Source organism: Neobacillus cucumis (assembly GCF_016908975.1).
GTDB lineage: Bacteria > Bacillota > Bacilli > Bacillales > Cytobacillaceae > Neobacillus > Neobacillus cucumis.
In genome coordinates this window covers 109,649-129,780 of record NZ_JAFBEX010000015.1, presented here as the reverse complement: position 1 = coordinate 129,780, position 20,132 = coordinate 109,649, and the positions used below count along the sequence as shown (strand labels likewise).

At 38.0% G+C, this 20,132-nt stretch carries 18 protein-coding genes and 1 riboswitch; of the genes, 12 read left to right on the top strand and 6 right to left on the bottom strand.

Features of this window, described 5'->3' with window-relative positions:
* Positions 1 to 154: 154 nt before the first annotated feature.
* Both JOC76_RS19925 and JOC76_RS19920 read right to left on the bottom strand, forming a co-directional pair.
* Positions 155 to 547, bottom strand: a complete 393-nt coding sequence (locus JOC76_RS19925) for a C-glycoside deglycosidase beta subunit domain-containing protein (RefSeq protein WP_205180535.1) — start codon at positions 545 to 547, stop codon at positions 155 to 157.
* Between the two features lies 1 nt (position 548).
* Positions 549 to 1,571 (bottom strand): sugar phosphate isomerase/epimerase family protein, encoded by a 1,023-nt coding sequence (locus JOC76_RS19920; protein WP_205180534.1) that lies wholly within the window; start codon positions 1,569 to 1,571, stop codon positions 549 to 551.
* A 310-nt stretch (positions 1,572 to 1,881) separates the two neighbouring features.
* Between JOC76_RS19920 and hxlR the strand changes: the two genes are divergently transcribed.
* The 8 genes from hxlR (at position 1,882) to JOC76_RS19880 (ending at position 10,000) form a co-directional block, all read left to right on the top strand.
* Positions 1,882 to 2,247, top strand: coding sequence for a transcriptional activator HxlR (hxlR, locus tag JOC76_RS19915; protein ID WP_205180533.1), 366 nt, complete (start codon positions 1,882 to 1,884; stop codon positions 2,245 to 2,247).
* Positions 2,248 to 2,493: 246 nt separating this feature from the next.
* Positions 2,494 to 3,372, top strand: coding sequence for a carbon-nitrogen hydrolase family protein (locus JOC76_RS19910; RefSeq protein ID WP_205180532.1), 879 nt, complete (start codon positions 2,494 to 2,496; stop codon positions 3,370 to 3,372).
* A gap of 15 nt (positions 3,373 to 3,387) precedes the next feature.
* Positions 3,388 to 4,059 carry a GNAT family N-acetyltransferase gene (locus tag JOC76_RS19905; protein ID WP_205180531.1) on the top strand — a complete coding sequence of 224 codons (672 nt, stop codon included), beginning with the start codon at positions 3,388 to 3,390 and terminating at the stop codon, positions 4,057 to 4,059.
* Positions 4,060 to 4,075: 16 nt separating this feature from the next.
* On the top strand, positions 4,076 to 4,747 hold the full coding sequence (locus tag JOC76_RS19900; protein WP_205180530.1) for a GNAT family N-acetyltransferase: 672 nt from the start codon (positions 4,076 to 4,078) through the stop codon (positions 4,745 to 4,747).
* 195 nt (positions 4,748 to 4,942) lie between these two features.
* Positions 4,943 to 5,233, top strand: coding sequence for a hypothetical protein (locus JOC76_RS19895; protein WP_205180529.1), 291 nt, complete (start codon positions 4,943 to 4,945; stop codon positions 5,231 to 5,233).
* 228 nt (positions 5,234 to 5,461) lie between these two features.
* Positions 5,462 to 7,201, top strand: a complete 1,740-nt coding sequence (locus JOC76_RS19890; RefSeq protein ID WP_205180528.1) for an AAA family ATPase — start codon at positions 5,462 to 5,464, stop codon at positions 7,199 to 7,201.
* Between the two features lie 146 nt (positions 7,202 to 7,347).
* Positions 7,348 to 7,426, top strand: a riboswitch (glycine riboswitch).
* A gap of 163 nt (positions 7,427 to 7,589) precedes the next feature.
* Positions 7,590 to 8,954 (top strand): amino acid permease, encoded by a 1,365-nt coding sequence (locus tag JOC76_RS19885; protein WP_205180527.1) that lies wholly within the window; start codon positions 7,590 to 7,592, stop codon positions 8,952 to 8,954.
* Positions 8,955 to 9,238: 284 nt separating this feature from the next.
* The gene (locus JOC76_RS19880; RefSeq protein ID WP_239557841.1) at positions 9,239 to 10,000 is read left to right on the top strand and encodes a L,D-transpeptidase family protein; all 762 of its coding nucleotides are present in this window, start codon (positions 9,239 to 9,241) and stop codon (positions 9,998 to 10,000) included.
* A 96-nt stretch (positions 10,001 to 10,096) separates the two neighbouring features.
* On the opposite strand, the gene JOC76_RS19875 is transcribed toward JOC76_RS19880, so the two are convergent.
* The 3 genes from JOC76_RS19875 to JOC76_RS19865 all read right to left on the bottom strand — a co-directional run bounded on the left by JOC76_RS19875 (position 10,097) and on the right by JOC76_RS19865 (position 13,076).
* Positions 10,097 to 11,578: a DHA2 family efflux MFS transporter permease subunit gene (locus tag JOC76_RS19875; protein ID WP_372441978.1), complete on the bottom strand. Its 1,482-nt coding sequence runs from the start codon at positions 11,576 to 11,578 to the stop codon at positions 10,097 to 10,099.
* A gap of 398 nt (positions 11,579 to 11,976) precedes the next feature.
* On the bottom strand, positions 11,977 to 12,630 hold the full coding sequence (locus JOC76_RS19870) for an HlyD family secretion protein (protein WP_205180524.1): 654 nt from the start codon (positions 12,628 to 12,630) through the stop codon (positions 11,977 to 11,979).
* Between the two features lie 5 nt (positions 12,631 to 12,635).
* Positions 12,636 to 13,076 (bottom strand): MarR family winged helix-turn-helix transcriptional regulator, encoded by a 441-nt coding sequence (locus tag JOC76_RS19865; protein WP_205180523.1) that lies wholly within the window; start codon positions 13,074 to 13,076, stop codon positions 12,636 to 12,638.
* 167 nt (positions 13,077 to 13,243) lie between these two features.
* Between JOC76_RS19865 and JOC76_RS19860 the strand changes: the two genes are divergently transcribed.
* The 3 genes from JOC76_RS19860 (at position 13,244) to JOC76_RS19850 (ending at position 16,887) form a co-directional block, all read left to right on the top strand.
* A complete protein-coding gene (locus JOC76_RS19860) occupies positions 13,244 to 13,612 on the top strand; it encodes a hypothetical protein (RefSeq protein WP_205180522.1) in 369 nt (122 codons plus the stop codon).
* A gap of 295 nt (positions 13,613 to 13,907) precedes the next feature.
* Positions 13,908 to 16,277, top strand: coding sequence for a polyprenyl synthetase family protein (locus JOC76_RS19855; protein WP_205180521.1), 2,370 nt, complete (start codon positions 13,908 to 13,910; stop codon positions 16,275 to 16,277).
* A 76-nt stretch (positions 16,278 to 16,353) separates the two neighbouring features.
* On the top strand, positions 16,354 to 16,887 hold the full coding sequence (locus tag JOC76_RS19850) for a hypothetical protein (RefSeq protein ID WP_205180520.1): 534 nt from the start codon (positions 16,354 to 16,356) through the stop codon (positions 16,885 to 16,887).
* 141 nt (positions 16,888 to 17,028) lie between these two features.
* On the opposite strand, the gene JOC76_RS19845 is transcribed toward JOC76_RS19850, so the two are convergent.
* Entirely contained in the window at positions 17,029 to 17,496 is a 468-nt protein-coding gene (locus JOC76_RS19845; RefSeq protein ID WP_205180519.1) for a low molecular weight protein-tyrosine-phosphatase, read from the bottom strand.
* 142 nt (positions 17,497 to 17,638) lie between these two features.
* On the opposite strand from JOC76_RS19845, the gene pabB reads away from it, so the two are divergent.
* Positions 17,639 to 19,384 carry an aminodeoxychorismate synthase component I gene (gene pabB, locus JOC76_RS19840; protein WP_205180518.1) on the top strand — a complete coding sequence of 582 codons (1,746 nt, stop codon included), beginning with the start codon at positions 17,639 to 17,641 and terminating at the stop codon, positions 19,382 to 19,384.
* The last annotated feature ends 748 nt before the right edge of the window (positions 19,385 to 20,132 follow it).

The window sequence follows — 20,132 nt, the reverse complement described above, 5'->3', positions numbered from 1 at the left end:
ATTCTTGATCGGAAATCATCTGAATACCACCGTAAAATTTAATAATTTTATTATAAAACAAAAAAGCAGTTGAAAGGTCGATAAAATCTACCTTTAAACTGCTTAAAATGTGGACTTTTTCAGTGCCCTCTTGAATCCGGTAAGGGGGTGATTTTTATGCTATTTCTACATTTCTAACTTTTCGACCGGCTAAAGGTACTGGAATATAGGCAGTACGGACGATTACATCTAATGCAACTTCATGAGTTCCTTTTGATAAACCGCCATCCTGACGAACTTGAACCGTTAGTGGTTCACCATATTCCCATTTATAGGACGTAACGGTTTCCATTTCATCTAACGAAAACCAGTCAACACCGTCTACTGAACATAAAATATTCTCACGAGGAACCTTTTCGCCGTCCACTTCCACACGAATATCATTTACCATGGAAAGTGGAATGCCTCGATAATAGGTGATGTTGGTTTTTAATTCAAATCCCATTATTTTACTTGCTTCTTCAATATTTTTACATGTATTTTCAAGAAACACATTATTATCAAACATATTAATATACCTCCTGTCCGTTTAATTCTTTAATAACATTTCGAATTAGTTTCTGATGGGCTAATACTTGTTCTTTTTCCACCATTGGATGTCCAGGAAGTACCCAGCGGTTTCCTTCATATTCTGTAGAAACATAACCGTCATATCCTTTTTCGTTCAGATATTGTAGAATTCCTTTATAATCCATAGAATATTCTTCACCAGTTTCTGTCATTTCAAATAATTTGAAGTGGAAATGTTTAATATATGGTATATATTCATCTAAAACACTATATGGCTCATTTTCATAACCATCTGCCATATGTGCGAAGAAGTGATCGGCTTCTGATTTTAATAATTTTTTTAGTTCATCTGGAAATTGGCCGCCATTTGCCAGAATTACTTTTCTAGGATCTTTTCCTTGAGCGAAAATATCATTAATATAATCAATCACTTCCTGATTTGCCCCTAAATGTTTGCAATAAGTAGCCATTACTCTTGGCAGTCTGCGGCAGAAAATTCCTGTATCAATGACAAGCCCTACATAAGGAGAATTCAATCGCTTCATTTCTTTAATAAATTCTTGTGTTTTCGGTACATCAAAGCTCAAACCTGCATGAATTTCCAGCGCCAAAGTGACATTATATTTTTCAGCATATGGCAATAATGGCTCAATAACAAAAGCGGGTACCATCGATACTAATCGGATTAATTTAATCCCCAAACGGTTGGCAAGCTTAATTTCCTCAATCAGTAAATCGACACATTCCTTTTTCGTTAATTCCCTATTCTTGTACAGGTTTGTATTCAAGAAAACATCGGCAATGACTGGTTTCATCTTATAAGTGCTTACTAAACGATCCCATTCTGCTAATGTTTTTTCAGAAGGATGGGGGGTATTATGAAGCATTTGATCTGGAATAATTTCAATTCCTTCCACTTCATTCTCTGCCAAAAATTTAAAGATATCTTCTAAGCTCATACGTTTATTTAAATATTCATCTTGTAAACTATATAAGCTAACGCATGTTTTGATTTTGCTCATTTAAAAATCTCCCTTCATCTTTTAACTTTTATATTGAAGTCGCTTACATATTAATCATAAACTGCCAGACTCCATGTTCCCTTTTTTTATTTATCTTAAGAGTTATTGATTTTCATCTTATTTTTTATGTACAATTCACAAAAACAAAAATGGTTAAAAATCATATGTATATTTTTAACCTCAATCAACAATTCTTCACCGAGCAATTGCAAGTATAGAATGTATGTCTTTATATTGAAGGTACATACTTTTCTTTTATATAGTGCTAAAAAGTATACCGAAGTTTATAATAGGCTTGAGGTGAAGTGTAATGTCTCGAATGCAAGATAAGATGTTTAACTGTGAAAAGGAATTAACACTTTCAGTCATCGGTGGTAAATGGAAAATGCTTATACTTTGGCATCTTGGCAAAGAAGGTACCAAAAGGTTTGGTGAGTTGAAGGCTCTTATGCCAGGAATCACTCAAAGAATGCTGGTTAATCAATTGCGTGAATTGGAAGAAGACCTAATTGTTCACCGTGAAGTTTATCCAGTCGTTCCACCTAAAGTGGAATATTCTCTTACAGAACATGGGAGAAGTTTGATGCCTATTTTAGAGGCTATGTATGATTGGGGAAAAGATTATATGGAGACCATTGGCTTAAAGCCATTAGAAAGGCAAGAATCGATTAAGTAATTGCTAATAATAAGAATAATACGCTAAGACAATGTATTGTAAAACATTGTCTCTTTTTTTTTTTGTGTGTTAAAGCTGGCTGTTATATTCGTATGAGAAGTTTATTTTCATTTCGATAAGGACATTAGGACTAACTTCCTTTATAGTATACTTTTTTACACTAAGTAACTAAAAAGTTTGTACTTGTTTACTATAAATAATTTGCAGATAATAGGTTTAAAGTATCAGTAAGGAAGAGGGGATATTATGCAATTAAGAGTTTCAGCGGTTCAATATCATCTCCATAAGATTCATTCTTTTCAAGAATTTACAAATCAAGTGGAGCATTATATAAAAACAGCAGAAGAATTTGGATCGGATTTTATCATATTTCCTGAATTTTTCACTACTCAGCTTATGTCCATTGGCAATGCTAATGGGGATGCGTTAACTATCCAGGAATTACCAAGTTTTACCGAACAATACCGTGCTTTATTTATCAGTTTAGCTAGAACGTATAAAATGCACATTATTGGCGGCACACATGTCATTCGCAAAGGTGATCGTCTTTTGAATGTTGCTCATATGTTTTACCCAGATGGCAGGGTTGTGGAACAGGCAAAACTTCATATTACACCTACCGAAGTTAATGAATGGAATATGAGTGCAGGAGATAGCCTAGAGGTTTTCGAAACAGAAAAAGGCACAATCGCAATGTTAACATGTTATGACATCGAATTTCCGGAAATCGTCCGCATGGCAAAGGCGAAAGGAGCAGATGTTATATTCTGTCCATCATGCACAGACGACCGTCATGGCTTCCATCGAGTCCGTTATACAAGTCATGCAAGAGCGATTGAAAATCAAGTCTATGTCGTCACAACAGGAACCGTTGGTTCGCTGCCAACTGTTGATTTCATGCGGGCCAATTTTGGGCAGGCAGTAGTAATCACACCAAATGATGTTCCATTCCCACCAAAAGGTATCATGGTTGAAGGGGAATTTAATCAAGATATGATCGTTACAGCAGATCTTAACTTAGAACTTTTATATCAAGTTCGTGAGAAGGGATCTGTTACTACATGGCGTGACCGCCGAACAGACCTTTACCCGGATTGGGAAACAGGAGAGCTTATTCGCAGTTAGAAATGGGGGACTACCATGTATCAAAAAGAATTTTTTGTTTTCGACGGAGAAACACCTGTTCCAGTAGTCATTCGAAATTATGAAGAGAAAGACTTTCCTGATTTAATTCGGATTCAACAGGAAAGTTTTCCTCCTCCATTTCCTTCCGAATTATGGTGGAATGCAGATCAGTTATTGAACCATGTGAACCTATTTCCACAAGGAGCCTTGTGTATTGAGGTGAAGGGGGAAATCGCTGGCTCTATGACTGGTTTGCTTGTTGATTTTGATCCTAATCATCCTGAACACTCTTGGGAGGAGATCACCGATAATGGCTATATTCGTAACCATAACCCTAAAGGAAACACTCTGTACGTTGTTGATATTGGGGTACGACCAGCTTATCGAAAATTAGGATTGGGTAAATGGTTAATGTTTTCGATGTATGACGTAGTGGTTCACCTGCGGCTGGAAAGATTGCTTGGGGGAGGCAGGATGCCTGGATATCATCGACATGCGGATCAAATGTCGGCGGAACAATACATTGATGCCGTTGTCAAAGGAGACTTAAAAGATCCTGTGATTACCTTTCTCTTTCATTGCGGTCGAACTCCTGTCAAAGTAGTCGCTGATTATTTAGAGGACGAGGAATCGTGTAACTATGGAACCCTTATGGAGTGGAAGAATCCATTTTTTCAATTAGTTTAAAATTAGGAGGAATGAAATGGAATATAGTAGAATTACGAATATCAATGATCCGTTATTTAAACAAATGCACCAATTAATGCAAGATGTATTCCCTCCAGAGGAAGTATTAGAATTCGATTTATGGAAGGAACCATTAGAAGATCCGGGAATTCGTGTTTTTGTGGCTGTTCTTGATGGGAAAGTAGTGGGGGCAACTGAGTACCGATATTATGAGGACTTTAATGTTGCGATGACAGATTTCACAATTATCGGTCAAGCTGGATTGGGAATTGGTCCATTTCTAGCACAAAAAAGGTTAGTAGATTTACATGAGTTAGCAGCAGCGAATGGTAAAACACTATCGGGGATGTTTGCGGAAATCTATGATCCATATCGTGTAGACCATTATGAATTCGGCGGTGTTAAGCCAATGGATCCTTATGTCCGCAGGGAAGTGTTAGCACACCTTGGGTATCAACGTCTTGATTTCTCATATGTTCATCCATCCTGGAATAATGATGGGGAAGCTGTAACTGGGCTTGATCTATGCTTTCTCCCAATGGATGTGGAAGCGCATGAACTGGATACTGATTTAATTGTGAGATTCCTGAAACGCTATTATACTGTGTTACCAAATAAGCCTGAGTCTTGGTATACCATGATTGAGAATTTGGAAGCAAAGGAAAAAGTGGATTTATTATATTTTTAAAATATCTTAACCCGGCTAATTTATCGAAATGAAACAAATTTGTGGCTTAATTTATGAGCATTGTAATTCGAAATGCACCTAATGAGGTGCATTTTTTATGTATCTTATTTTATGAATATTCTGTGAACAAAACTTTTCATACACCATCACCTGCTTTTATTACAAGCATATCATGTAGTAAGGTGGTGATAATTTATGATCTTTACACTCTCAGAGTGGATGCTTTATACAATGTGGGCCGTTTTTGGACTTATGATTCTTGACCTTTTAGTAGGATTTATAAAATCATTCTGGAAAGGAACTCTCACATCCGATTTTATTTTAGGTTATTTGAGAGACATCCTCTACTACATTGTTCCATTGAATTTCCTTATTTCCATGTTCACAATCGACCCGACTGGGTGGATTTTAATCGCATTCTTCTTCGTTGGCGGGCTAGCCGTTGCAATAAAATATTTATTAGATATTATAAAGAAATTTAAATAATCCATGTCAGAAATCCTCCAAAATATTTTGGAGGGTTTTTTAGTTAATCATTGTTTAATAATAAGCCATTTGAGTTCTATATTATAAATTTCAATCTTTCCAATAGGCATGACTAACAAGAACGAAGAATAAATATCAGTATTCTAGATAAAAAAATGGTTTAGGAATGAAATGAAAAGAACAAACGTATGATTAAATTTCGAAATATTCAGAAAGGGATGTGGGACCATGAGGAAATACCGGTGGGTAAAGTGGCGTAAAATAATCCTCTGGGTCGCAGCTGTTGTCATTATAAGTATATATTTGCTTAATAGTGGACCAACAGTTTGGGGGATTGTCATCAGTATTCTCAGTTTGTTATTGCAGCTGCTCTTCGCAATGCTGTTTATGATTATCCAGTTTGTTGCACTATTTTGGTTCTTGGCTCGAGGCAGAACTTATTGGATTTTGCCAGGCGAAACAGGCTCCACCTGGTCGGATTACCGGGGAAATCCTGAGATTGTTGAAAATGCAGAACGAATCGTAACGCTACTTAAAGGAGTGAAAGAGTTTAAAGAAATGGGTGGTGAGGCCATCCGCGGCTTATTACTCTGTGGACCTCCTGGAACAGGAAAATCATATCTCGCACAGGTAATAGCAAATGAAGCACAGGTGCCTTTTGCATATGCTTCTGCTCCAAGCTTTCAAAATATGTTTTTTGGTGTTGGAAACCTTAAAGTAATGGGGCTATATAAGAAGGCTAGAAAGCTTGCAAAACTATATGGGGCTTGTATTATTTTTATCGATGAAATCGACGCTATTGGTATGAGCCGTCAGGCTGGAGGCGGTGGAGGAGGAATGATGGGCGGACTAATGGGGATGGGTGGTTCAGGTTTGCTTAATGAACTGCTATTACAGATGGACCCGCCAAACATTGATAACGGTTGGTTCTCGAAGCTACTCCGTACACTTGGACTTCGCCGGAAGAAGGCGGATCGACCGCCCGTACTTACAGTTGGCGCAACCAACCTTCCAGATGTACTTGATCAAGCACTCCTCCGTCCAGGGCGTTTTGACCGGAAACTCTGGGTCGATTCCCCCGACTATGATGGCAGAATCGATGTTTTTCAATATTATCTTGAAAAGGTAAAAAAAGACTCCTCTTTTACCCCTGAAAGGGCAGCACTGGACACCATTGGTTATTCCCCTGCACAAATAAAGCATATCGTAAATGAAGCTGTTGTTATTGCCCATCAACGTGGTGCACAAGTTGCCAGTTATGAGGACTTCCGTGCTGCCATGGAGACATATGAATGGGGTCTCAAACAGCCACTAAGGTCTATGAGTGATGATGAAAAACGAAATGTTGCCTATCATGAGGCAGGTCATGCGGTAGCACAATTCCTCTTAAAACCGCATGAACGAGTTTGGAAGGTGACCATTATTCGCAGAGGAGGAGCACTTGGTCTGGCGGCTACAAAACCTACACATGAACGGTATAATCGTACTGACAAAGAAATATTGGCGGAAATTCAGGTTTGTTTAGCAGCCCGTGCGGTTGAAGAAGAGTTTTTAAATAAGAAATTAAATGGTGTTACTTCTGACTTAAGACAGGCAACCGAACTTGCGGGAGCTTACTTGGGAATAGTCGGTATGGGGGAAGAGCTGTTTAGTTGGCTTGCTGTTGGTTCTCGTACGGATGGTCTTAGGGCACTAAGAGCAAAAATCAATGAGCTCTTAAAGTCTGAAATGACGAAAGTCAAGAAACTAGTCAATGATAATGCGGATTTTGTCCACCGGATTGCAGAAGAGCTGTTAACTCGTGGGGACTTAACTGGTGAGGAGATTGAACAAATCTATGTAGCATTATATGGGCAAAGTCGTGCTGAAGTTTTAGAATCACAGACTTTAGAGTTGTTAGAAGCCCCTGTTGAGGACAAAAAGGAGCAAGAATCAGACAAAGAGACTGATGAGGAAAAAAATAATTAAGAAAAAAAGAGTATTGACAAATTGAGTTAATACTACTAAAATTATAAATTATTCAACAATAGTTAAATCCTGAGGTTGAAAGCTTCATTCAACCCTATAAAACTAAATATTTTCAAGCTATGATTGCTATGGATCACACTATAGCAGGAGCAGCTTCTGGAGAGACCGCTACCTATGCGGCGCCGAAGGGTTCACAATCTCAGGCAAAAGGACAGAAGAGTACGAAGACGATTTATTATTCTATCACTAGAGTAATAGATTTTATTTGTTATTCTTACGCCCTTAAAGAGATTGGAGAAATTCCAATCTCTTTTTTATTGGTTTACTTCTTGTTCAGTATTTCACATGGATAAGAATATTACATGATTACCATTAGGGGGAGTTTAATGTGGCACAGCAAGAATTAAAAAGGGATTTAAAAAATCGGCACGTTCAATTGATTGCGATTGGCGGAACGATTGGAACTGGGTTATTTTTAGGATCGGGAAAAGCAATCCAATTAGCTGGTCCATCGATTATGTTTGCCTATATTATCGTAGGTATCGCCTGCTTTTTTGTCATGAGAGCATTAGGTGAGCTTCTTTTATCCAAATCCGGCTATAAATCTTTTACTGACATAGCTGAGGATTATATTGGTCCTTGGGCAGGATATGTGACCGGATGGACATATTGGTTTTGCTGGATCATGACCGCAATGGCTGATATTATTGCGGTTGGTGTATATGTTCAATATTGGTTTCATATCCCGCAATGGGTTCCTGCCGTTGTTTGCTTGATTTTGTTATTAGGACTAAATTTATTAACCGTTAAGCTATTTGGAGAATTAGAGTTTTGGTTTGCTTTAATCAAAGTCATAACGATTCTTGCTTTAATCGGTATTGGAATTATTTTTTTAATTATGGGTTTCAAAACAGAAACAGCTGCCGTTTCTGTAAAAAATATTTGGGCATATGGCGGTCTTTTCCCGCATGGTGTATCAGGTTTCTTTCTTTCTTTTCAAATGGTCGTTTTTGCCTATGTAGGCGTTGAATTGGTGGGTGTAACTGCAGCAGAAACAGCGAATCCTCAAAAAAATATTCCATCGGCGATAAATAAAATTCCTGCTAGGATTCTATTTTTCTATGTCGGAGCATTGTTCATCCTTTTATGTATAAACCCTTGGACACAGTTAAATGCTGAAAATAGTCCATTTGTTAAAACATTTAGTTTAGTAGGTATTCCAATTGCCGCGGGTATCATCAATTTTGTTGTATTAACATCTGCTGCATCAGCTAGTAATAGTGGTTTGTTTTCAACGAGCCGAATTTTGTTTAATTTAAGCAGCAATAAACAGGGACCTGCCTTTTTTGCAAAATTAAATAAAAATCATGTGCCAAGTAATGGATTAATTGTTTCTGCTCTTGTTTTATCAGTTGGAGCTCTATTGAGTAAGCTGATTCCAGAACAAGCTTTTGGAATTGTAACAACGATTAGTGCGATTTGCTTTATTTGGGTCTGGGGGATAATCTTAGTCTGCCACTTGCGATATCGGAAGTTACGACCAGACCTACGAAAAAAATCGACTTTCAAAGCACCGTTCACACCATTTATTAATTATGTTGTTTTAGTATTATTTGCATTTATCCTTATCATTATGCTATTTGCCGAATCCACTCGCACAGCCTTATTATTAACACCTATATGGTTTATTCTATTATTTATACTATATTCATTTAAAAAGAAAAAAGATCATAATATAAGAATATCAGCATAATTAGCAGTTGAAATTTACATGTGTAGTGGATTAAAGACTTATTGAGCAACTTTCTCAATAAGTCTTTTTTTTAGGTACAAAGAAATAAGCTGTTATATTCATTATTTAACTAATTTTGTACTCTTAAAAGAGGGAATAGGAAAAAAATGTAGAAATAGTTATATAGTGGGTATGACACGGACTAAACTAACACGAATTAAGTCACATAAAATAGTCATGTGGATATGCCTTACCAACATAAAATACACGGATTAGTTATTTTGAACGGGGTTGGGGGGATTAATTTGCGGAAAAAATGGTTAGTTTTAGTTAGTGTAGCTTTTCTTTGCTTGTTTAGCTTATGTTTTGAGGTAACTCCGAGTTCTGCGGCGACGGTCAGCAAGTTTATTATCATTAACAAAGCAACCAACCGACTAGCATACTATGAAAATGGCAATTTGAAAAAAGAATTTATGGTAGGCACAGGGAGAAGTCCTTCCTTAACACCAGAAGGGAAGTTTAAAATTGTTACCAAAATTGTTAACCGTCCCTACTACCATGGGCATATTCCTGGAGGGGACCCGCGTAATCCTCTTGGTAACCGCTGGCTTGGTTTAAATGCACGTGGTACATGGGGAACAACCTACGCAATCCACGGTAATAATAATCCAAGCTCAATTGGCCATTATGTGAGCGGTGGCTGTGTTCGGATGTATGATAATGAGGTAGAGTGGCTATTTAATCAGGTGCCGATCAATACTCCGGTAGTTATTACCACATCTAAATCATCTTTCGATGCCATTGCCGTGGCCAATGGATTAAAGGGTGGGAAAGGAACACCTTCCGTCCCGGTTACCACGATTACAGAAACTCTTAAAAAAGGAAGCAGAGGACCTGCTGTCGTGACGCTTCAGCAAAAACTTACATCTCTTGGTTACAACACGAAAGGGGCGGATGGTATCTTTGGAGCCAATACAGATAGTGCAGTTCGTCATTTCCAAAGTGACCATCATCTTCAAGCAGATGGTATAGTAGGGCCAATAACGAGAAAAGCGCTTGGATTATAATCAGAATTAGTAAAAAGCTGCTATCTTAATGAGCAGCTTTTTTTATAGAAAAAAGGCATCCTAAAAGTTAAACTTTTGGGATGCCTTATTTTATATTTATTGTTTATTTATCTGTGCCCGTTTAACAAAGAATACCAATAGCAAGGCTACAAATGCTAAGATTGTTGCCACAATAAATGCATCATTAATCCCATCAATAGTAGTTTGCTGCATGACTTGACCGTAAACTACATAGGTTGAAAGTTGTTTTCCAGCTGCAGTTGACATGTGTGTTAAAGCTGCTAAGCCTTGAGTAAGCGATGAAAATTGACCCCCGATGAAAGGATTTGCGCTAGTTACTGTACTTAAGGCTTGACCGTAATGTACTTCAGACCTTGTAGACATAATGGTAACAAGGAAGGCAGTTCCAATACTACCGGCAATTTGTCTTGCCGTATTAGAGGCGGCCGTACCATGTGCTCCAAGATGTCGAGGCAACTGATTAAGACCTTCTGTCATAATTGTCATCATAATGAATGACATCCCAAACATCCTAAATACATAAAGGAGGAGGAGATGAGTATAGCTTGTTGTCATGCTTAATTTGGTAAATTCCCAAGTAGTAATAGTGGTTATGGTTAAACCGATTACTCCAAGCCATCTTGCACCAATTTTATCAAATAGGGCACCAGAGATCGGCGACATAATTCCCATGATAATCGCACCAGGAAGCATCAGTAAACCGGATTGTAGGGCCGTAAAACCACGAATGTTTTGTAAATAAATAGGAAGTAAAATCATCGCACCAAACATAGCCATATTAACAATCATACTTATAATGGTAGTTAAAGCGAAAATATCGTATTTAAATACTCTTAAATTTAACATTGGTTTATCGGTTGTAAGTTCTCGCCAGATAAACGCCAGGATAGAAATTGCACCAATTATTAATGAAATAACAACAGTTGAACTGTCCCAGCCATCACTTCCTGCTTCACTAAATCCATATAACAAAAATCCAAATCCTATAGTTGAAAATAATAATCCAGGGAAATCAAATTTTGGATTCGTTGTTTTGGTTACATCTTTCATCCACATGAAGCTAAAAATTAAATCTAATATACCAATTGGAATTACAATATCAAACAATAATCTCCAAGAATAATGTCCAATCAGCCAGCCAGATAATGTTGGACCGACAGCAGGAGCAAATATCATGACAACGCCCATAAGTCCCATTGCTTTCCCTCGTTTTTCCGGAGGGAATAGGGCGAACATGACCGTCATCAATAGAGGCATTATGATACCGGCACCGCTTGCTTGAACGACCCTTCCTAACATCAGCATAGTGAAATTTATGGAAAGGGAACAGATTAAGGATCCTATCGTGAATAGAAAAATGGCAATGATAAAAAGTTTTCTTGTTCCAAACTTTTCTATCAAATACGCCGTAACCGGAATTAGGATTCCGTTTACTAACATATATCCTGTTGAAAGCCATTGAACCGTATTCGCGGAAACACCTAAATCATTCATAATATGTGGAATCGCCACATTAAGCAGGGTTTGATTTAGAATCGCAACAAATGCCCCAAGCATTAAAGCAGTTAAAATCTTACCTGTTCCTGAAGATTTTTCAGTTTCACTTTTGGTCGGTTTCTCTTGATGAACAACTTCTTCTTTTGGTTGTACCTCTGCTTCCACATACTCTAAAGCAGGCTCTGCTATAGCATTATGCTCAAGCATATTTTCTACATCGTTAGATAAAGTTTCGTGCTCTTCTATCTTTTCGGTTTTTGCAGTATTTACTACATTGTTAGATAAAGTTTCTTGCTCTTTTATCTTTTCGGTTTTAGCAATATTTTCTACTTCTTGATTTGTCACTTCTGTTTGATCGGTTTTCGTTTTTCTTTGTCTGAACACGGTAAAATTGATCAACAGTAACACCAAAATGGCTAAAAGGATATAAACCGTGATATATATTGACATCTTATCACCTACTTATGAATTCGCACGGTTACGTTCATACCAGGAACAATTGCTACGCCTTTATTGTCATCAATGGATACTTTTACAGGAACAACTTGTGTTACTTTTGTGTAATTTCCTGTGTTATTTGAACTTGGTAATAATGAGAATGTACCTGCAGTTGCTAAGCCGATTTGTTGTACTTTACCTTTTAATGCTGTATTCGGGAATGCATCAACGTAAATATCTACATCCTGCCCGGTAGCAATTTCATCAATCTTGGTTTCATCAATATTTGCTGTTACCCATAAATTGTTTAAATCATACACTGTTGCAAGTGGTGTTCCTGCTGCAACAAACGCGTTTTGGACGGCACCAGTTTGAACCACCGTTCCATTTGTTGGTAGAGTGACTTTCATTTCTGTTGGCAGACCATTTGTGCCTGTCGTTAAGATTGTACCAATTGTCTGATCTTTAGAAAAAGTATCGCCCACTTTTCCATCCCAACCTGTTAATTTTCCGCTAGCAGGAGCAACAATCGAAACTTGTTGTCCTGAAATTTGTGCGTTATCTGTGGTTAAATAATTAACGGTTTTATTATAGTAGGCGTACCCTCCAAAACCAGCGCCAACTAAAACAAGTAAAATAATAATGTTCAATAAAAGTAAACGTTTCATGCTCATTTACTCTATTCCTCCTCTAATGTAAGCTTTTGTAATACCAGATTATGAAGACGTAGTAGGTGAGAGATTTCCTCTTCCGGTAGTTCAAGGACTTCTCTAAGCTTCTTCATTAATATTGAATCCGAGGAATTAAACTGATTTAACGTTCTTTTTCCCTCATCTGTTAATTGAATGGAGACTGTCCTTCTATCTCCTGGCGGTATCTCCCTCTCAACTAGTCCATGATGAACCAAGCGATCAATAACACCACTCACTGTACTATTAGTCAGTTTTAATTTTTCGGCAAGTTCCCCTAAACTCATATTAGGATTATAGTTAATTCTATAAAGTGCCTTTAATTGTACGGCAGTGATGCCTAACTTCTCTGCGTCTATTTTAATCAGCTTATTGATGGCTTTATTAATTTCCACAAAGCTTGCCATGATTTCATTATTTAGTATATCCATCTCTGCCCTCCCTTCTTTCTAAATCCTAATATTAACTATAAGAATATTTCGTGTGCGAAATAAATTATAAACAGACTAAGTCAATACTGTCAACCATAAAATCTTAAAGTGTCAGAACACATTATAAAAACATAAACTCTTTTTAAAGAGCTAAAGGGGGTATAAATATGAAGTTTGAGATGCAAAAAGCTATTTTGTTGGCTGAAAATATACATGATTTTATCAAATATGTTCAAAAAAACCATGAGCATAAAAATAGCTTCCGTTTTCAACCTGATAAACTTTACCAAGTAAAATTGCTAATCGAAGAGTATAAGTTCCAAATTATCGCCGACGAACTTTTGCGTATCAATCAATATTCCTGGGATGAAAAGTATACACATTATTTAGTCGACCATTTTAGTAAAGGACTTGAAATTATTAATGGATATGTACAGAAAAACTACGAAGATCTATTTCTTATAACGTCAAGACTTTATATATTAAAGGATTTAAGTCAAACATTTACCAAAATGGAAAGGGAAGCTTTTTCTTAAATCAAGGGCCTGTCTCTAAGTGATTAGAACGGGCTTTCTTTTTTATTATTCCCGCTTCATCCTAATTAATTAGTTCTTCAGATTAATACGATTGAATAAGATAAGATACTTGCATAGCCTATTTTATTCGCATTTGTAATGATTTTTGTTAGTCTTAAAGTAACATCCTACTTTATAATGAAATGTATACATATGAAATAAGATCTAGCCAATTAGGGTCGTTGTTTTATACAGGCGTTTTAGTTTATTAACTCACTTTATATTGGTGAGAACTTATAGTAGGGGTAATGATTGCATGAATAAGGAACTAATCAAAAACGCTGATATAAGCTATCGGATGGCAGAGCATAGAGCTGCCCAATATTTTCAATCACTTTTTCAACAAGTCCTAGATAAGTCTTATATTGATGTCTTAACAAAGGATTTTCATTCATGGAAACAAAACCATATTCATCATCACTCAATCTTATCTTTTTTTTCCAGGAAAAAGAAAAATAGGAATTCCGATGGGTATGTCAATTATATCCGCTGGCTTGATTATACTGGCAAATTAGATCGTTACCTTGATCGTAGTATTTCTTACCTATATTTGAGGGATTTGGGCAAAGCTTTAGATATGCCAGAGACACAAGATAGGATAAGACGTACGGTTAATCGTTTAAAAAATAATCTGACTACAAGTCGAAAAGATAACAGTGATACGTTTAGTATGGCTGGGTTGTATCGATGGGCGGAGAGGGAAGGTATCGAATCGGCGATAATCTGGGTAATAGATAAATTAAAGACGGTATCTAATCATATTCCAGAGGGAATGGATCCAGATCATGCCCAGCGAAAACTAATCAAAATTATTGCTGGGGTCATCATGCATGTGGTTGAAGAAATGGATGACAACGTATCTCCGGAAGAACGGAAACAAAGACTGGACAAAGCGTTAAGGCTTGGGCTTTCGTATGGACTAACCTATCCCTTCATTGACGACCTGCTTGATTCCACCGTTTTATCCGCTGGCGAAAAAAAACAATATTCCACCTTAATACGGACCACCCTCATTACTGGATCTGTACCGGAACTGGGAGATTGGACAGGTGAAAATAAAGATTTGATTCAATATATCCACGCAGAGCTTCGTGAGGCTTATGAATACATTAAAAATGAACAGCGTCCGGAAACATTAACATCCTTTTTTGAACAATCCTATGTGTTTTTTAATTCACAAGAAATAGACCGTGACAGGGATTTAAACAGGTCTGATTATACTAATGAAGAGCTCTTTATACCGGTAATTATAAAATCATCTTCTTCTCGTTTGATTGTCCGCTCTGTCATTAGTGCTTCTGAGGATGAGGGCTTTGACAATCGGACATTTTATTATGGTATTTACAATCAGCTGGCCGATGATTTTGCTGATATGTTTGATGATTTAAAGGCTGGCGCCGTGACACCCTATACGTATTATTTAAAATACCATGAACAGCGTCCAGATTTGATTAATCCATTTGAATTATACTGGGCGGTCATTGCTCATTTAATCCATAATGTGTATCACTCTGATCAAAGGACCTGTGAGGTTATGCTTGATCGTGCTATTAACGGATTGAAACGCTTTAAAGAGCGAATTGGGACCGAAAAATACAATGAAATAATGGACCTTTTTTCTTCTAGAAATCCAGATTTTAATCGTCTTATTCAACAAATGGTCGTTAAAGCAGATGATGTAGATTTTTTTGATAAACTACTGAGGGACCATATGATTTTGACTTTAAAACAGGAACGAAACGAACAGGAAGACTTTTTGGATACGATTGAATATGTTCGTAATCAGATCAATAGTAGTTTGAGCATTCTTAAGACAGAGGATGTTCCTGTTAACAAAGCCATCATAGATGCTGCCAATTTTAGTCTTGAAGGTAATGGGAAGCGGTTGAGACCGATCATTACTTGGGTGGTTGGTGTTAGTGGTTTTGGATTATCCCAATCGGCGATAAAACCTCTGCTTCGCTCATTAGAGTATATGCATACAGCTTCCTTAATTTTTGATGATTTGCCATCTCAAGATGATTCGTCGACCCGTAGAGGGCGCCTTACTGTCCATAAGAAATATAATGTTGCTGTAGCTGAATTGACCGGACTCTATTTGACACAGCGGGCTATTGAGGAACAAACATGTCTTGAACAGTTTGATGCAAAAACTGTTTTACGTTTGATTCAATATTCATCTCAAGTAACAGAAAAGATGTGTCAGGGTCAAGCGATGGACCTGGAGTCTAGAGGGAAACTATTGACACTTGAACAATTGAATCGTCTATCTTTCTATAAAACTGGAATTGCCTTCGAAGCTTCTCTTATTATGCCTGCGATGCTCGCCCAGGCTAGTGAAGCTGAAATGGGTGCATTAAGGAAATTTGCCTATCATGCCGGAATAGCCTTCCAAATTAAGGATGATGTATTGGATGTGGAAGGGGAATTTAAAAGTATTGGAAAATCTATTGGTAAAGATGCTGAAAATAACAATTCCACTTTTGTATCCATCTTAGGTCTGGCTGGTGCTAGAAAAGAGATGTGGAATCATTATTGTTTAGCCATGGAAGTACTGCAAGAGATGCCTATGAATATCACTTTTCTGAAGCATTTAATGACATATATCGTGAACAGAGAAAGTTAAAATTCTACTAAAAAAAACTATCTTTTATGATAGTTTCTTATTTAATAGAGAGAAATCTCCAGGGTAGAGCAGAAGATTGTCTGAATACGGGCCTTCCTGTCCGAAACAGTTCCGTATTCGGCGGAGCTGTCCGAAGTCAAGCGAAGTTCAGACAGCCAAAGCCGGAAATGATGTGGAACTGTCCGAAGGCAAGAGAAGTTCGGACAGCCCAAGCCAGAAATCACGCGGGTCTGTCCGAAGTCAAGCGAAGTTTGGACAGACCAAGCCAGAAATGATGCGATGCTGCCCGAAGTCAAGCGAAGTTCGGACAGCCCAAGCCAGAAATGATAGGGGTTGTCCGAATCAAACGAAGTTCGGACAGCCCAAGCCAGAAATGATGCGGATCTGTCCGAAATCAAGCGAAGTTCGGACAACACACGCCAGAAATCACGCGGAGCTGTCCGAAGTCAAGCGAAGTTCGGACAACACATGCCAGAAATCACGCGGAGCTGTCCGAAGTCAAGCGAAGTTCGGACAACACACGCCAGAAATGATGCGGAGCTGTCCGAAGTCAAGCGAAGTTCGGACAGCCCAAGCCAGAAATGATGCGGAGCTGTCCAAAGGCAAGTGAAGTTCGGACAACACACGCCAGAAATCACGCGGAGCTGTCCGAAGTCAAGCGAAGTTCGGACAACACACGCCAGAAATCACGCGTGTCTGTAGGAAGTCAATCTAAGTTGGTATATTCAGAAAATCAATTTTTCCAACCCTATTAGGATAAGTTATATTCCTCATAAATTTTCTCCAATAATGCGCTACACCCCTCAGAAACTAGGTTATAGGTTTCTTCAAAATCCCCGGTATAATATGGATCGGGTACATCTTTTCTGTGTTCCGTTAAATCCAGCAGACGAATAATTTTGGGATGTTTTGGCATTCCAGTTATCTCTGAAATGTCCTGAACATTACTATTATCCATCCCTACAATATAATCAAACTGCTCGAAGTCCCCCTTTGTTAATTGGCGTCCTACGAGACCTTGTGCAGAGATTTTATATTTCTTTAAAATTGCGAGAGTCCCTTTGTGTGGTGGAGAACCAATATGCCACGAGCTCGTCGCAGCGGAATCCACTTTAATTTTGTCCGATAAATTTTCTGTTTTTACTTGGTCACGAAATAAAGCTTCCGCCATCGGTGAGCGGCAAATGTTGCCGAGGCATACAAATAAAACATTAATCATTTCAAAAACTCCTTTATCTACATACAATCTTCATTAACATATTATAATAGTAGATAAAATAAAAGGAAAAGAGTTGCGTTTCGCATTAATTATTGTCACTATTTATACTGTAAAAAAAATTAATTATTAAAAGGACGTCACGATGAATACAAAAGAACCATGGCTAGTTTTTGAATTCGCAAATTTAAACGGAGAAATTAACCCTCTCATATTTAAAGAACCGCTAAAAGTAATGGCTGCTTTTTCCATAAATGAAGTATTACCATGTTTCGAGCAAGTTCAGGAAGAAGTTAATAATGGTTATTATGCTGCAGGATTTTTATCTTATGAAAGTGCGCCTGCCTTTGATTCTGCCTTTGTCACAAATTCAAATTATCAGATGCCACTTATCTGGTTTGGTATTTTTTCAGAACCAGAACAACAATGCTTAGGTCATACAGGGGATTATACGCTATCAGAATGGCAGTCTTCCGTAAGTATGGAGGAATACACACAATCAATTGAAGCTATAAAGGAGGGAATCGAAAGAGGCGATACCTATCAAACCAATTATACAATTCGGCTACATAGCCAATTCCAGGGAGATGATTTTGCTTTTTTTCAGAAGCTGAAAAAAGCGCAGTCTTCTGATTATTGTGCGTATATCAACACAGGAGAATATAGTGTTTTATCCGCATCTCCTGAGTTATTTTTCCGTTTGGATGGTGATGAGATTACTACCCGACCGATGAAAGGGACGATTAAGCGAGGGAGGTTCTTTGAAGAGGATGAGGCCAATGCTCTTTGGCTTTATCAATCTGAAAAAAACCGGGCAGAGAATGTTATGATTGTTGATATGTTGCGAAATGACTTATCTGTTGTGGCGGAATTAGGAACGGTTAAAGTACCCAAATTATACGAGATTGAACCCTATCCAACGGTCTATCAAATGACCTCCACCATAACAGCAAAAGTGGCTGAAAATAAAGGGATCGTTGATATTTTTAAAGCACTCTTTCCGTGTGCATCGATTACTGGCGCACCAAAGGTCAGCACGATGAAAATCATTGATGATTTGGAAAAGCAGCCCCGTGAAGTCTATTGTGGGGCAATCGGTTATATTACCCCAAATAAAGAAGCAGTTTTCAATGTACCCATTAGGACCGTACTGATTGATCAGCAAAAAGGAGTGGCCACCTATGGGGTTGGGGGAGGGATCACCTGGGATTCCACCTCTCGGGGTGAATATGATGAAGTACTTGCAAAAGCAAGTTTACTGGAGGAAGATCGTCCAGAGTTCCAACTGTTAGAGAGCATTTTATTAGACGATGGAGAATATTTCTTGTTAACAGAACATCTTGACCGGTTAAAAAAGTCAGCAAAATACTTTGGATTTTCAATTCAAATAGAGGAACTCCAAAAGTGCCTAGATGGATTTGCTGGTCAAAACAGTAGTGGTAAATTCAAAGTTCGCTTAACTATAACCAAGAATGGGGAAGTAACACTAGATGCTCAACCTGTATTTGCACCGTCCTCTATTTTAAAGGTGCAGCTTGCTAGTAAGCCAATCGATTCCAACAATCCGTTTCTTTATCACAAAACGACAAATCGTTCCATTTATAGTGCATTTCAGAAGGACAAGCCTTCTGATGTTTTTGATGTATTACTATGGAATAAGGATGAAGAGTTAACTGAATTTACGAATGGGAACCTTGTCTTGGAAATGGAGGGGGAGCTATGGTCACCACCTGTAGAAAGTGGCTTGTTAGCTGGTACCTTCAGAGAGAGGTTATTAAAAGAAGGGATCATTCGTGAAAGAATCTTAACGATTGCAGACTTACGATTAAGCTCGAAGATTTGGTTTATAAATAGTGTACGGAAATGGCTTGAAGTGGAATTAGTCGATTAGGGTTCATAAGTCCCGAATAAGAAAAAAAGCTAGCGCAACGGTCGATAAGAAGGGTTCATAAGCCCCGAAGGAGCAAAAAAGCTAGCGGAATAGTCGATAAGAAGGGTTCATAAGCCCCGAATAAGAAAAAAAGCTAGCACAACGGTCGATAAGAAGGGTTCATAAGCCCCGAAGAAGCAAAAAAGCTAGCAGAATAGTCGATAAGAAGGGTCCATAAGCCCCGAAGAAGCAAAAAAGCTAGCACAACGGTCGATAAGAAGGGTTCATAAGCCCCGAAGAAGCAAAAAAGCTAGCAGAATAGTCGATAAGAAGGGTCCATAAGCCCCGAAGAAGCAAAAAAGCTAGCACAACGGTCGATAAGAAGGGTTCATAAGCCCCGAAGAAGCAAAAAAGCTAGCAGAATAGTCGATAAGAAGGGTCCATAAGCCCCGAAGAAGCAAAAAAGCTAGCGGAATAGTCGATAAGAAGGGTTCATAAGCCCCGAAGAAGCAAAAAAGCTAGCAGAATAGTCGATAAGAAGGGTTCATAAGCCCCGAAAAAGCAAAAAAGCTAGCACAACGGTCGATAAGAAGGGTTCATAAGCCCCGAAGGAGCAAAAAAGCTAGCGGAATAGTCGATAAGAAGGGTTCATAAGCCCCGAAGAAGCAAAAAAGCTAGCGGAATAGTCGATAAGAAGGGTTCATAAGCCCCGAAGAAGCAAAAAAGCTAGCACAACGGTCGATAAGAAGGGTCCATAAGCCCCGAAGAA